At 34.9% G+C, this 14,848-nt stretch carries 11 protein-coding genes; 10 read left to right on the top strand and 1 reads right to left on the bottom strand.

The window, feature by feature from the left end; all coding sequences use genetic code 11:
• From cysS to ACEYOS_RS02865, 9 genes are all read left to right on the top strand, one after another.
• The coding region (gene cysS / locus ACEYOS_RS02905) for a cysteine--tRNA ligase (protein ID WP_373797499.1) at window positions 1-1,437 on the top strand (1,437 nt) is incomplete at its 5' end.
• 83 nt (window positions 1,438-1,520) lie between these two features.
• Window positions 1,521-1,748: a hypothetical protein gene (locus ACEYOS_RS02900; RefSeq protein ID WP_373710093.1), complete on the top strand. Its 228-nt coding sequence runs from the start codon at window positions 1,521-1,523 to the stop codon at window positions 1,746-1,748.
• Window positions 1,739-2,056 carry a type II toxin-antitoxin system RelE/ParE family toxin gene (locus ACEYOS_RS02895; RefSeq protein WP_373710092.1) on the top strand — a complete coding sequence of 106 codons (318 nt, stop codon included), beginning with the start codon at window positions 1,739-1,741 and terminating at the stop codon, window positions 2,054-2,056. Before ACEYOS_RS02900 ends, ACEYOS_RS02895 begins: the two co-directional genes overlap by 10 nt.
• Before the next feature lie 231 nt (window positions 2,057-2,287).
• Window positions 2,288-4,945, top strand: a complete 2,658-nt coding sequence (locus tag ACEYOS_RS02890) for a 4-alpha-glucanotransferase (protein ID WP_373739150.1) — start codon at window positions 2,288-2,290, stop codon at window positions 4,943-4,945.
• Window positions 4,946-5,188: 243 nt separating this feature from the next.
• Entirely contained in the window at window positions 5,189-6,166 is a 978-nt protein-coding gene (locus ACEYOS_RS02885; protein WP_373708383.1) for a hypothetical protein, read from the top strand.
• A 407-nt stretch (window positions 6,167-6,573) separates the two neighbouring features.
• On the top strand, window positions 6,574-6,987 hold the full coding sequence (locus tag ACEYOS_RS02880) for a hypothetical protein (protein ID WP_373708382.1): 414 nt from the start codon (window positions 6,574-6,576) through the stop codon (window positions 6,985-6,987).
• Between the two features lie 97 nt (window positions 6,988-7,084).
• Complete coding sequence (locus ACEYOS_RS02875) at window positions 7,085-7,591, top strand: ferritin (protein WP_373708386.1); 507 nt, start codon at window positions 7,085-7,087, stop codon at window positions 7,589-7,591.
• A 21-nt stretch (window positions 7,592-7,612) separates the two neighbouring features.
• Window positions 7,613-9,499, top strand: a complete 1,887-nt coding sequence (locus ACEYOS_RS02870) for a DUF3857 domain-containing protein (protein WP_373797498.1) — start codon at window positions 7,613-7,615, stop codon at window positions 9,497-9,499.
• Window positions 9,496-11,430: a transglutaminase domain-containing protein gene (locus tag ACEYOS_RS02865; RefSeq protein ID WP_373708380.1), complete on the top strand. Its 1,935-nt coding sequence runs from the start codon at window positions 9,496-9,498 to the stop codon at window positions 11,428-11,430. Before ACEYOS_RS02870 ends, ACEYOS_RS02865 begins: the two co-directional genes overlap by 4 nt.
• Window positions 11,431-11,485: 55 nt before the next feature.
• Here the strand turns inward: ACEYOS_RS02865 and ACEYOS_RS02860 are convergent, their stop codons facing one another.
• Window positions 11,486-14,641: a UvrD-helicase domain-containing protein gene (locus tag ACEYOS_RS02860; RefSeq protein WP_373708385.1), complete on the bottom strand. Its 3,156-nt coding sequence runs from the start codon at window positions 14,639-14,641 to the stop codon at window positions 11,486-11,488.
• Window positions 14,642-14,731: 90 nt separating this feature from the next.
• Here ACEYOS_RS02860 and rpsU point away from each other — a divergent pair.
• Window positions 14,732-14,848 (top strand): 30S ribosomal protein S21 (gene rpsU, locus ACEYOS_RS02855; protein WP_373797500.1); only part of this gene is annotated, 117 nt, incomplete at its 3' end.

Raw genomic sequence — 14,848 nt, 5'->3', positions numbered from 1 at the left:
GGCGAAAAAGAAACATTTACCCCAATTCATGATAACAGCGTTGGAATGTATGTTTGTGGACCGACCGTTTACAGCAATGTGCATTTGGGAAATGTTCGAACCTTCATGTCTTTCGACTTTATTTACCGCTCTTTAGTTCACTTAGGTTATAAAGTTCGTTATGTTCGGAATATTACCGATGCAGGACATTTAACCGATGATGGTGATGTTAACAATGACCGTTTTGTTAAACAATCGCGTTTGGAGAAATTGGAGCCGATGGAAATCGTACAGAAATATACCGTCGATTTTCATAAAGTTTTAGAAGTATTTAACTTACTACCTCCGACAATTGAACCCACCGCAACTGGACATATTTTAGAACAGATTGAATTGACGCAAAAATTAATTGAGAAAGGATTTGCTTACGAAAGCAAAGGTTCTGTTTATTTCGATGTTTTAGAATACAATAGTCGTGGCTTAAATTACGGTGAACTTTCCCGTCGAAATATCGAAGAACTTTTTGCAAACACCAGAGATCTCGATGGTCAAAGTGAAAAGAAAAATTCACAGGATTTTGCACTTTGGAAAGCGGCTTCTCCCGCCCACATTATGCGTTGGAATTCTCCGTGGGGCGAAGGTTTTCCGGGCTGGCATTTAGAATGTACCGCCATGTCCACAAAATATTTAGGAGAAAGATTCGACATTCACGGTGGTGGAATGGATTTAAAGTTTCCGCATCACGAATGTGAAGTTGCGCAAGGAAAAGCTTGCAACGGTGTAACGCCTGTCAATTATTGGATGCACGCCAATATGTTGACCATGAACGGACAGCGAATGAGTAAGTCAACTGGGAATTATATTCTGCCCATGGAATTGGTTTCCGGTAGCAATGAGTTTTTTGAAAAACCATTTCATCCAACAATAGTCCGGTTCAATTTTATGCAGGCACATTACAGAAGTGTTCTAGATATTTCTAATGAAGCGATGGTAGCCAGTGAAAAAGGATTCCAACGTTTGATGGAAGCGATGAAAGTACTTTTCAATTCTAATTTTCCAGCTGCTGAGGTTTCCAGTTTTGATCTTAAGGTATGGAAAGGAAAATGCTATACGGCTTTAACCGACGATTTCAATTCACCGATCTTAATTGCTCATCTTTTCGAGGCGGTCAATTTCATCTTTAAATTAAAAGATGGAAAGGAAACCATTACAGAAAATGATCTGCAGGAATTAAAAACATTGATGAGTGATTTTGTTTTTGATGTTTTAGGTTTACAAAATATCGAAGAGAATAACAACGAGAAATTAGATCAGACTTTACAGGTTTTAATTGACTTAAGAAACCAAGCCCGAAAATCCAAAAACTTCGACCTTTCGGACCAGATCCGCGATCGTTTGCTTGCTGAAGGAATAGAGTTAAAAGATGGAAGAGAAGGAACGAGTTACTCAATTTCGTGATTAAATATTTACTTAATTAAAGATAAAAACTGTTTTCGAAATTAATTTGTAATTTTGATTTAAATACTTTAAATACTTTAAATATGGATATTCAAACTCGAAAAATTGAATTTATTCAAGAATTCTTAAAAGTTCAAAGTGAGGAATTAATTTCTCGGTTAGAAAGCGTTTTGAAGAATAAAGAAGTTGACTTTAAGCCATTTACAATTGAAGAATTTAATGCTAGAGTTGATAAGTCTTTAGATGATTCTAAAAATGAGAAAGTTACAGAATCCACTGTTTTGCGTTCAGAAATGGAAAAATGGCAATAACGGTTTATTGGACTCATTTTGCAAAAACAGAGTTGAAAAGTATCTTTGATTATTATAAAATCAATGTGAGTCTTAAAATTGCTTCTAGTTTAGTTACTGGAATAATTGATAAAGTAGATACTTTAAGCTCTTTAGTTGAAGTGGGTCAGAAAGAAGAGTTTCTTGCAGATAGGAAGGAAGAGTTTAGATATTTAATTTTCAAAAATTATAAAATAATTTATTGGATTAATAAAAATAAAAACAGAGTTGAAATAACTGATGTTTTTGATGCAAGACAAAACCCTTTAAAATTGAAACGTCAGAAATAGATATCTAATCATTTTTAATAAACTATAATCCTTTTGCAAACAGCGAAAGGATTTTTTCATTCGGAAACCCGATAGCCTCAGTTTTCATGATTTATTGCATGTTTATGTTTTAAGGTTGTAACGTTATGATTTACAAAGAATAAGCGTTCGTAATCAAATTTAAAACAATCGCATTTCCATCCTAAATTCTTTAAAAATTTCTTAAATTGCAATCATCAAAGAATACTACACATGAAACTATATCTTACAATTAATTTCCGGACGAAAGTAGGTGAAAATCTGCAAGTTATCGTCTTGGAAGAAGGAAGCGTCGAAAAAGTTCACGCTTTAAAATATACTGATAATGGCAACTGGTCGGCAGAAGTTGATCACTTCTCGAAATCAATTTCTTATAAATATCAGTTGGTGAATGAACAAGGGTATATTTTAGATGAAGAATTTTCTTTGCACCAATTAAACTTTCCGCACAACTATGATGAGTTTGTTATTCATGATTTCTGGAATGCCAAAAATTTTCCAGAGAATTATTTGAATAACAAAATACTGAAAAATAAATTGCGCGGTTTTAAAGCCGAGAAAATTTCAGTTTTAAAAAAACATACTCATCTTTTCAGATTAGAAGCTCCGATTTACCGTCCGAACTGGAAAGTGGTTATTCTTGGAAATTGTGAAGCCCTTGGAAACTGGGAATACTTGAGAACTGTTTCAATGTCGCAAACTGATTTTGGAATTTGGGAAGCGGCGGTTGAACTTCCGACCAATCAAATGATTCAGTATAAATACGGTTTAATGAATACCGATTCTGGCGAAGTGTTCGATATAGAATATGGCGATAACCGTTGGGCATTACCGAATTCCGAAAAAAATATTCTTCAAATAAAAGCAGATCATTTCTTCAAATTTAAATCCTTTGAAATGTATCACGCTGCCGGAGTTGCCGTTCCGGTTTTTGCCTTAAGAACCGAAAATGGTTTTGGTGTTGGTGAATTTCCAGACTTAAAAGGTTTGGCAGATTGGGCAGCTAAAACAAATCTTTCCGTTTTGCAGATTCTTCCGATCAATGATACGACTGCGAATTACACCTGGACTGATTCTTATCCTTACGCTGCGATCTCAGTGTATGCGCTTCACCCTCAATATTTGTCCGTTGAAAATTTGGAATATGCTTTACCTAAAGAATTGCTGAAGGATTTTGAAGCTGAGAAGAAAGCGTTGAATGATTTAAGTTTGATCGATTATGAACAGATGATTTCTGGAAAGTGGAAGTATATTAAGACAATTTTTGAAACCAATAAAGATAAAATTCTTAAAGACAGAAACTTTAAAAAGTTCATCAAAGAAAATGAAGACTGGTTAATTCCATATTCCGCTTTCTGCGTTTTGAGAGATAAATATAAAACGCCCAACTTCAACGACTGGAAAACCCATAAGAAATATATAGCTGGAAAAATCGCTCCTTTCTTTTCGGCGAAAAGTAGAGATTATGAAAGTTCAATGCTTCATGCCTGGGTGCAGTATCAACTTCACTTACAGCTGAAAGACGCGATCGATTATACACACGATCTGGGAATTTCTGTAAAAGGAGATCTTCCAATCGGAATCTATAGATATTCGGTAGAAGCGTGGGCAGAACCAGAATTATTCGGAATGGATTATCAAGCGGGCGCACCACCAGATCAGTTTACCGATCTAGGGCAAAACTGGGAATTCCCAACGTACAACTGGGAAGCCATGAAAGAAGATGGTTACCGTTGGTGGAAAAACCGTTTTAAAGCATTAGAACAATATTTTGATGCGATGCGAATTGATCACATTCTTGGTTTCTTTAGAATCTGGAGAATGCCGATGACTGCCACGCAAGGAATTTTGGGTTATTTTTATCCAGCAATTCCCGTTGTAATGGATGAGTTTGAAGCACGAGGAATTTACTTTAATGAAGATCGTTATTGCAAGCCATTTATTAATGATCAGATTCTGTGGGATTATTTTGGAGAGGAAAGAGAAATTATTCATAATCACTTTATGAATAATCATTTTGATGGAACTTATACCTTTAAAGAAGAGTTTGACAATCAAAGAAAACTAACGGATTATTTTAAAGCGAACCCTCAAGGTTGGGCAGAAGACCGATTAATTTCTTTAGCTGCAAATGTGCTTTTCTTAAAAGAAGATGTTGCTGGTGAAGATGCGGTATATCATCCTCGATTTAATATTGAAAAGACAAATTCTTATCAATATTTGAACGACGACGAAAAAAGAAAACTCTCTGATCTATATGTTGATTATTTCTTTAAAAGACAAGATGGATTATGGTATCAACAGGCCATGGAAAAACTTCCTGTGATTTTGAATGCGACAGATATGTTGATTTGTGGTGAAGATTTAGGCTTGGTTCCAGAATCAGTGCCACAAGTAATGGATCGTTTAGGAATTACTGCTTTGAAAGTTCAACGTATGCCGTCCGACAATATTCCGTGGTACGATCCAAAACACGCGGGTTATATGAATGTAGTTACGGCAAGTTCTCATGACAGTTCGACTCTGCGTCAGTGGTGGCATGAGGATCGCGGTTTGAGTTATCAGTACTTCCAAAAGCAGTTAGGTCAATATGGAACAGCGCCTTGGGATTTAGAGCCGCAATTGGCAGAGATGATTATGAAGCAGCATCTTTATAATGAAGCAATGTTGGCGATTTTCCCGATCCAGGAGTTTTTGGCAACGGATAAAGAACTAACAAATCCAAATATGGACGAAGAACGGATTAATAATCCCGCTGTTTTTCCACATTACTGGAGATACAGAATGCATTTGAATGTGGGAGAATTATTAAATCATGATGATTTTAATCAGAAAATCGCTCATTGGGTTTCTGATTCGAATAGAATTTAAAAAATATTTTTATGCAATTGCAATCATTATCAAAGAAGATTGAAATTAAATTTTAGATGCTGATATTCAGTAGATTATATAAGAAGTTAAGACTTAGGTTTTAACTTCTTTTTCATTCTGTTATCAAAAGAATAGTGCTGTTGATAAATTGATAATAAATTCTTGCAATTTAAAAGCTTAAGTTAAAAATTTGGCACGTTATTTACACATTAGTTAAATAATTAATCTAAACAGAAATTAAAAATGAAAAAAATACTACTTGGTTTATCAGTGTTTTTAATGACATTGGTTTCCGCACAGAATTACCCGGATTATTATCCAAACGGAAACAATAACAACGGTTATAACAATGGAAATTATTACGGAGACGAAGATGATGAGTTTTACTTCCCAGATGATTACTATTATGAATATCCTTCTGACTATTACAGCAATGCTTTATACAAAGATTATTATAATGATTATCGCAGAAGTATCAATGATGTAAACTGGAACCGTTTTATAGCGATGCACCGATTGTCATCTTGGCAAGTGCAGCAGATCATGATGTTGAATGACAGTTTCTCTTCTTACTCGGCATTTAATTCTTATTATAGATACAATCCAGACAGATGGTATTATGATCGATTTTATGCGATACAAAGAATTTTAGGACCAAGTGTTTTTGTAGTTTTTCAAAATAATTATTACAACGGCTACAACCCAATTATATATTATCAGAACTACAACAGAAGACATTACGCAAGAAATGTTTATGTAATCCCAAGATACCGAAATGTGAATGTGAATGTTTATAAAGTGAACAAAGTTCAGTATCATCAAACGAATCCAAGACAGAATATTGGTTTTCAGCCAACGCCAAGAACCGGACAAACAGCCAACTCAAATGGAACTCGCGAAAATGGATTTAGAAATGATGGTGTGAAAACTAACGCTAACACCAGAAATAATTCAATCAGAACGGATAATGATGGTCAAAGAAATAATGCGATTAGAAATGAAAGTTCCACCAGAAACAACAGTGTGAGAAATCAGTCGCAAGCTCCTGCAAACAACGGAGGTTTTAGAAACGATGCAGGTAGCAGAAACGAAAGTGTGCGACGTACCGCTCCTACAAGACGAGTAGAAAGCAATTCGGGAACTCGCAGCAATCAAAAGACAGAATCCAGAACGCCAAGTTCTAGTTCAAGAAACTCGGGTCAACGTTTTACCACCCGATAATTTTAGATTTTAATGTTAATAATGATGGAGAGCAGTTTTTTTAAGACTGCTCTTTTTTTGGTTAAAACATTCGGAAACCAATGGATAATTATAAGTTTAAAAATGCGATAAAGATTTTGTCATATAATTAAGCATATAAAATTATTAATGTAAACAGCGTGTTAAAATAAAATATTTCATCACTCAATTCTCTTTGATTATTATTTAAAATTTGCTTTTAACAAAAGTTTATAGTTTTCGTCTTTTAACCATTTAGAATTTAAGTTATCAAACTATCAGAAAACGTTTAACAGAGCAAGTTGCAGCGCTTTTATTTTTTAACAAAAGTTTATGATACGACGGTTTAACAATCAATAATCATCTGCATCAAACCAATAGAAAATGATCAACAATACAAAATTTATAAAATGAAAAAATTAGTTTTAAGTGTAGCTTTCATAGCAGTGGGCACATTTGCAATGGCTCAACAAAATCAAAGAATGCAGAAAATGGATCCGGCAAAAATGGAGCAGAAAAGAGCAGATCATATGAAGCAGATGCAAACCGACTTAAATCTCTCTGAAGCTCAGGTTACAAAAATAAAAGTTTTACAAGATCAAAGAATGGCAGAAAGAAAAGAGAATGCTCCACAAATGCAGGCTGAAAGAAAAGCTAGAATGGATCAAATGAAAATGAAGCGTGATCAGAATCAGGCAGAAATGAAAAATATTTTAACGCCAGCACAATACCAAAAGTGGGAAGCGATGAAAAAAGAAAAAATGCAGGAGAGAGGAAAAATGATGAAAGGAAAGAAAATGATGCAAATGCAAAAGACCAAATAATCAGTTCATAATTTTATTTTTTAATGTTAGGCGGGACAAATGTTCCGCTTTTTTTTATGAACAAATTTTAATTATATTTGTTTAAATAGAATTAATGATGATCAGTACAAAAATAGCAGATTTGCTTAATGACCAAATTACCAACGAGCAATTTGCAGCGCAATATTATCTTTCAATGTCCGCTTGGTTTTCCGCTCGGGATTTAGACGGAATTGCCAATTATTTTCGCATTCAAAGTAAAGAAGAATTAATGCATGCCGACAAAATGTTCGACTACATGAACGATGTTGGCGCAGAAATCAGAATGGGAGCCATCGAGCAACCGCCTCACGAATTCGCTAATGCAATTGATATTTTCGAGAAAGCTTTAGCCCACGAAAAATTAGTTACCCGGAGTATTTTTAATATTCTTAAGAATGCCAATGATGAGGGTGATTTTGCGACGGTATCTTTCCTACAATGGTTCGTAACGGAACAGGTAGAAGAAGAAGCCAATGCCTCTCAACTCGTTACCAAAATAAAAATGGTTTCCGAGAATCCTTCGGCTTTGTATCTTTTCGATCAGGAACTGGCACAGCGAGTTTTGGGTCCGTTAGCAAATTAATTATTTCTTAAAAATTTACGGATGAAAAAAATCTACCAGTTGTGCTTCGCCGCGGTATCATTGTGGAGTTTTGCGCAGGATTATGCAGTAGCTTCCATACCGGAGAATCTTCTCGTGAATGCCAATGCGGTGATCAGAGAACATTCAGAAGATTATATTCTGAAATCGGTGAATGAGATGACGGTGAAAGAAACCCATGTGGTCACCATCATGAGTGCAGCTGGTGATCGATATTCAACCATTTTTATTCCGTACAATCCTACGACCAAAGTCAACAACATTAAAGTGGAGATGCTGGATGGAGCTGGGAAAGTAATTAAAACTTTTACCAAAAAGGATTTTTCTGATTATACCAATAATCCAAGTGCAGGATTATATACCGATGACCGTATTTTAGTTCTTCGTACCATTTCGACAAAATATCCTTTTACATTAAAAACATCGTACGAAACCAATACCTCGAATACGATTTATCTGAGTAGTTTTTCACCGATGAACAGCTATAATGTGGCTTTGGAGAAAACTAATTTGAGCATTACCAATAATTCCGGAGTTACCGTTCGAACGAAAACCAATGATAAACCACTGGGAAAAGTCTCAGAATCTAAAGACGGAAATGTCTGGAAATATTCCTACCAAAATATCCCCGCGATTAATCATGAGGATTTATCCCCAAGTCTAGATTTCCTAATTCCGAATGTTGAGTTTTCTCCAGAGAAGTTTTCTTTAGCTGGAAAACAGGGAGATTTAACCGATTGGAACAGTTTCGGGAAGTGGTATTTTAATGATCTGATCAATCCTGTTTCCCAAATTACACCCGAGATCTCTGCTGAAGTTGCGGCCCTCAATTTATCGGGAACCACTTCTGAAAAGGTCAAGACTCTATACCAATACATGCAGAACAAAACCCGTTATGTATTAATTGCTATGGGAATTGGTGGCTGGCAGCCAATGCCCGCTTCTGAAGTAAGTAAAAAAGGTTACGGCGACTGTAAAGCATTGACCAATTATATGAGGACTTTGCTTCAGGCGGCTGGGATTCCTTCTTATTATGCCGTTATTTATAATGATGATTCGGTGATCAGTTTTGATAAAGACTTTCCAAAGTTATCCGGGAATCACGTTATTTTAATGGTTCCAACGGAAAAGAGTCCGATTTGGTTAGAAAATACTTCGCAGCGAATTGCATTTAATCATCTTTCCTATTCATCACACAACCGAAATGTTTTAGCTGTTGATGAGAATGGAATTAAAATCATCAATACTCCTGTTTACAAACCTGAGGAAAGCAAAGAAGTACTTGTTGCAAAAGTACAATTGGCAGAAGACGGAACGATTACTTCTGATGCTAATTTTCAGTTTACAGGCGGACAATACGATACCAATCTTGGTTTGTTCAGTTTGAAAAATGATGAGGTTCAGGAAGCTTTGAAAAACAGACATTACAATTTGCAGCTGGATAAGATTGAAATTAAAAATCTTTTAAATAATCGTGATGATGTTAAAATTAGCTACGATCTTAATTTAAAAGCGAAAAGTTTCTCAAAGAAATTAGGGAACGATTTGTTTTTTCCAGTGATGCCTTTCTATCAGGCAGTTAGTTTTACGACCAATACCGAAAGGAAACTTCCTTTTGAAACCGCTTTTCCTTTTCAGGATGATTATGAAATAGAGTTCACCGCGCCAATCGGTTATCGATTTTCAGATTTGCCGGATGCATCAGAGTTCTCGACAGAATTTGGAGCGTATTCGCTTCAATATAAAATGAATGGTGAAAAACTAATGGTTCGCAGAATCCTAACCATTAAAAAAGGACTTTATCCGAAAGAAAAATTTAAGGATTACGTGGATTTTAGAAAGAAAACAGCCAGTAAGGACAATACCAAAATTTTAATCTCAAAAATATGATCAGAAAATTTACCCTTTTAATCGGATGCTTTTTCGCGAGTATCCTTTATTCACAACATAAATTCCTTAATGATCCAAAGCTTTCTGACGAAGATTTGAAAAGTACGCAATCGAAAATAGAAGCCGATGCACCCGCAGAAGTTTTATACCGTTCCGTTCATTATATGATTGATTACAATGGTTTCTTGACTCAAGAAATAGTGAGTCGTGTAAAAATTTACAATAAAGAAAATGCTGGAGATTATCTTGATTATGAAATTCCGGTTTATGACAATGGTAAAGGCGATCGCGAAACTTTGAGTAATTTGAAAGCAGTCACCTACAATTGGGAAGATGGAAAAAAAACCACCACCAAAATTCAGCGTGATGAGAAGTTTAAATCAAAAGAAGATAAAAATTATACGATTACTAAATTTGCGTACGCGAATGTGAAAAACGGGTCTGTTGTAGAATATTCTTATAAACTTTACAGTCCTTTTTTATCCTCTACGCCAAGAATTTTAATTGAAGAAGAGATTCCTGTTAGTTATGTGGAATATGTTTTCGATCATCCAAAACCACTTGGGTATTCTATTAATTACAAAGGAAGTGTAACGCCAACGCACCGTGATTCTGGTCAGAAAACCTTATATGGGAACGAATATCAAACGTATCGGTTTGCTTATGAAAAACTTCCCGCCTTCAAAGACGAGAAATATGTTTTAAATAATAACAATTATAAAACAGGGATCAAGGCAGAACTTAATTCAACCATGATCAACAACGTTTTCAAATCGTATGCGATGTCCTGGGCTGATATTCAGAAAAGATTGTATGAGCATGATGATTTTGGTTTACAGTTGAAGAGAGACAATTTGGTTAAAAATATATTGCCTGCAGATATTCTGGAAATGACCAACCGACTGGAAAAAGCCGATGCGATTCTAAAGTTTGTCCAAAAAAATTACATCTGGAATAAAGAGGATGAAACCTTTACCGATAAAGGAATCAAAAACTTAATTACTACCAAAATTGGAAATACGGCGGAGATCAATCTGCTACTAACAATGCTTTTGAGGAATGCTGGTTTTGATGCAGATCCAGTGGTGTTGTCAACGATTAAGAGAGGAATGCTACTGGCGTACAATCCATCGATTTCCCAACTTAATTTTGTGCTGGCTTCTTTTAATGAAAATGGAAAAATTTATCTTTTAGATGGGACTTCGAAATTGACGGAAGTGAATATGATTTCTCCTCGAGCCCTGAATCAGTATGGGATTGTGATGACAAAAGATGAAGCAAAGCAGATCAATGTTATTTATCCAGAAGTGAGTAAAACCGTGCTTTCTATTGATGCGAAGTTACTGCCCGACGGAACGATGGAAGGTAAATTTGCCGATCGCGATACGAAATTATACGCCATGATTGCCAATGAAAATTTTACAGAAGATGAAAAAACTTTTGCGAAAAATTATCAGGATGAATACAAATTTCCGTTTACCAATATGAAACACGGCTTGCAGAAAAACAATGATTTCGAAACAAGTTTTGATTTTACTTCTGATACTTTTGTAGATAATATCGGCAATAAACTGGTCTTTAATCCATTGTTGTTTTTGTATTCTCAGAATCACAGTTATAATCAAACCGAGCCGAGAAGATCTGATATCGAATTTTATTCCGCGTTTGACAGAGTGAAAAAAGTGACTGTAACTCTTCCGGATGGTTACGAATTTGAAAATGTACCGAAGTCTAAAAAATTCAGAACAGAAGATAATGCTTTGCAATATGCTTATGTTGTTACGCAAACTGGCAATAAGTTGACGGTTGAAACCACGGTTAAAATCGATGATTCTATTTTCCCAAAAGAATATTATCCCGCTTTTAAACAGATCTATGACAATGTAACCAAGATGGAAGCACAGGTTGTAACCGCGGTTAAGAAGAAATAATCAAGATTTTATAATTGAAAATAAAAACCTGTCTCATTTTTGAGACAGGTTTTTTTTAGACATAAACGATTTGGGATTCAATTACTTTCTTGCCCAATTTTTCTAAAACAGATTGGTATTCGTCCAATTGTAATTGATGTTTTTCCAACTCATCACCAGTTTTGAAGTCGATGATGATAATTCCATCTTCAGTTTCTATCAATCGATCCGGACGATAGATTGATGAGGTTCCGTTTTCCGAGATCATAATATCTTTTTCATTGATGACGACTTGATTTTCTTCGAAATACCTGGCGTAATTTTCATTATTAATGATATTGAAGATCCGGTCATTGATCTGCAATTTTTCTTCGTTCGTTATGGTTCCTTCTAAAAGATAGCTTTCCAATACTTTCTCTACATCTTTCGCTGTATTGATTCGAGCTAAAATCTCGTGGGTAAAAATTCCCATTCGTACTTTTTCTACGCGGTTTTGATAGTTTTTTGTCGGTGTTGCAATTTTAATTGCGTTCGGATATTTGTCTTTTTCAGACGTTAGATGAATTGCTTTGGTAGTGAATTCAGTACTTTTTTTCTCGCTCTTATTTTTTAAATGTTCTGCAGAAACTTCGTATAGATCAAATGAAGAAGTTGGTTCTCCGGTTTCATCACGAGGGATTTTCGATCCTAAAAAATCATAGATTTCTAAATGATTGGCTGATTTATTCGGTTTTTCAATATAGAAGAAAAGTTGTTCTGCTGCTCTTGTTGTGGCTACATATTGCAAACAGAATTGATCAATTTTTTCCTGATAAGAATTTTCATTATTAAAGTCTGCGATTTCATTATCATAAATTTCTAATGAACTATCAAAGAAATTCACGTTCACAGAATTGAGTTGCTCTTCAGAGTTGGTTCCAAACCAATAACTACTTTTTTTAGAACCAGCCGCATTTTTCATCGGCAAAAGAACAACCGGGAATTCCAGGCCTTTTGATTTGTGGATCGTCATGATCTGCACCGCATCTACGTTTTCAGACGCCTGAATGGTTTTTGAATTGGCTTCTTCATTCCAATATTTCAAAAACTCTTTAAGCGTAGAACCTGCATTTTGAGAATAGCCATAAAGCATTTCCAGATAATTAAAAAGGAAATCGGTTTCTTTATCTTTTACCGAAAACTCATGTAAGAAATGTTCGATAAAATTATAAAGATTCAGTTGGAGTAGATCCTTGGACTGTAATTGAAGTCCATATTTCTCCACAATGAAAACTTCCATTTCCGATTTAGTTTTCAATGCGAGAATCTCCATAATTTCATTGCTGAAATCTTCCATTTCTATTCGTCCTAAAATCTTTAAATAATAAAGCATTTTTACGGTAAACTGAAAGTTCTTCGGATTTTCTTCCCACTTCAAAAATTCGGTCAATGCTAGTAATGTAAGCGATAGATTCAGCGTTAGACCCGATTCTGAAATCGTTTTTATATAAACTTCCTCGTCTTTATAATTGACTTTTAAATTCCCTAATAATTGAGAGAACGTGAAAATATCAAAATTTCCACGACAAAGAATCGTAATGTCTGAAAACCGATAACCATTGGCTAAACAGCTTTCAATATCGTCCCGCATTTTTTCGGTCGCCTCATCATAAAATACACTTTTCTTACTGGCATTTTCAATAAGATTGATGCGTACTCGACCTTCCATATCCGATTTAGCCGTTTGCTGCGAACCATTTCCAAAGATTTCCTGGTGTTCATCTTCTGTAAATTGAGACATGAATTGATACAGTTGATTATTGAAATCAACAATATTTTTTGCACTTCGATAATTATTTTCCAGATTTTCAAGTTTTGCAAAAACTGGTGATTTCTCTTTTTTATTGATAATATCCAGCATCAGTTGAGAATCGCCACCACGAAAACGATAAATGCTTTGTTTAGGATCGCCAACCAACGTAAAACTCATGTGCTCCTGTGAAACTGCGTGATCTCTTAACGGAAGGAAATTTTGCCATTGCAATAAAGAGGTGTCCTGAAATTCATCAAAGAAGTAATGAGAAAATTTGGTTCCGATTTTTTCATAAATGAAAGCAGTCGGTTCTTCCCGAAGATTCTCATGAATCATAATGTTGAATTTCGACAGCAAAACTAAATCGTTCTCTTGTTCAATTTCTGCCAGTTTATCCTGAATATCTTTATTTACTTTTAAGGGCAAAAGCGCATTAAGAATTTTCTGTTTCTTTTCAGCTTCAACGTGATTGTCGATTATTTTTTTACGGTTTGCTCTCAGATAATCCAGAATTTCCAGAATTTCGGATTGTTTATGCTTGGCTTTAGAGGAACAACCTTTGCAATTGTTTTCATCTCTTTTATCTTCCTCTTGTTGGGTCAGATATAGTTTAGGCGTTTTGTTATTAAGGAATTTTTCAAAGAAACCAGCGATTCCATTGGCACCACTGAAGAAATCGCCTACTTCTAAATCTTTCTCTTTCAGTAAACTCATCACTTCTTCCGCAATTCGAATGGAATCTTCTTTTAATTCTTTAATGCTTTTTCGAAGATTTTTTTTCGTGCTTTCGTAAACTTCCCAGTCAAAATCTTTGTTTTTATTCAATTGAAAGTAATGTTTGTCCTGAACGTATTCTTTCGCTGAGTTATAAAGGGTTTTGTTGAGGTCAATACGGTCATCATTATCCAAAGTATAATTCACGAAATCCATAAAGGCTTCAGAAATTTTATTCTCTTCGCCAATATCTTCCAGCATTTTGTCAACTGCTTCAATTAGAAAAGGTTCGGGATTAATTTCTAAATTAAAATTTTGTGCTAAACCTAATTCCTGCGCAAAACTTCGGACCAGTTTAGCATTAAACTTATCGATAGTTCCAATATTTAAAGTAGAGTAGTGGTGCAGAACATAATCCAGCATTTTTTTCGAACGTTCATGCAAATCCTTTAAAGGAATATTAAAACCTTCATTTTTGAGTTTTTCCTGAATATTGATGAGGTCGTTATTCGTTTCATACGTTTCCAAAGAAAACTTTTTCAGCCAGTCGATAATTCGGTGCTTCATTTCATTGGCAGCTTTATTAGTGAAAGTAAGCGCCAGGATATTTCTAATTTTGTCAGCTTGCGAGGGATACTTTAAACAGATAGTTAACAGGTTCTGAACCAGGGCATAAGTCTTTCCGGAGCCAGCAGAAGCGTTGATTACTTTATAGTCGGGTTGCATCATTTTAATTTATTGAGTTTAAAAATAGTAAAATAATTTGTCAATTCAGAAAAAAATCTTACTTTTGCAATCCAAAATGAGATGTAAATTATGTTAATAATCCCAGTAAAAGATGGTGAATCGATCAACAGAGCCTTAAAAAAGTACAAAAGAAAATACGACAAAACAGGAAGTATCAGAGCTATTAGAAGTCGTCAACAATTCAAT

It is taken from the genome of Kaistella sp. (assembly GCF_041824135.1).
GTDB lineage: Bacteria > Bacteroidota > Bacteroidia > Flavobacteriales > Weeksellaceae > Kaistella.
Note: the sequence above shows the minus strand (reverse complement) of the source record. Positions and strands in the feature narration are given on the sequence as shown.

Coding starts and splice junctions, on each gene's coding strand:
- ACEYOS_RS02900 (WP_373710093.1), top strand. CDS start 1,521: ATGGATATTCAAACTCGAAAAATTGAATTTATTCAAGAATTCTTAAAA.
- ACEYOS_RS02895 (WP_373710092.1), top strand. CDS start 1,739: ATGGCAATAACGGTTTATTGGACTCATTTTGCAAAAACAGAGTTGAAA.
- ACEYOS_RS02890 (WP_373739150.1), top strand. CDS start 2,288: ATGAAACTATATCTTACAATTAATTTCCGGACGAAAGTAGGTGAAAAT.
- ACEYOS_RS02885 (WP_373708383.1), top strand. CDS start 5,189: ATGAAAAAAATACTACTTGGTTTATCAGTGTTTTTAATGACATTGGTT.
- ACEYOS_RS02880 (WP_373708382.1), top strand. CDS start 6,574: ATGAAAAAATTAGTTTTAAGTGTAGCTTTCATAGCAGTGGGCACATTT.
- ACEYOS_RS02875 (WP_373708386.1), top strand. CDS start 7,085: ATGATCAGTACAAAAATAGCAGATTTGCTTAATGACCAAATTACCAAC.
- ACEYOS_RS02870 (WP_373797498.1), top strand. CDS start 7,613: ATGAAAAAAATCTACCAGTTGTGCTTCGCCGCGGTATCATTGTGGAGT.
- ACEYOS_RS02865 (WP_373708380.1), top strand. CDS start 9,496: ATGATCAGAAAATTTACCCTTTTAATCGGATGCTTTTTCGCGAGTATC.
- ACEYOS_RS02860 (WP_373708385.1), bottom strand. CDS start 14,641: ATGCAACCCGACTATAAAGTAATCAACGCTTCTGCTGGCTCCGGAAAG.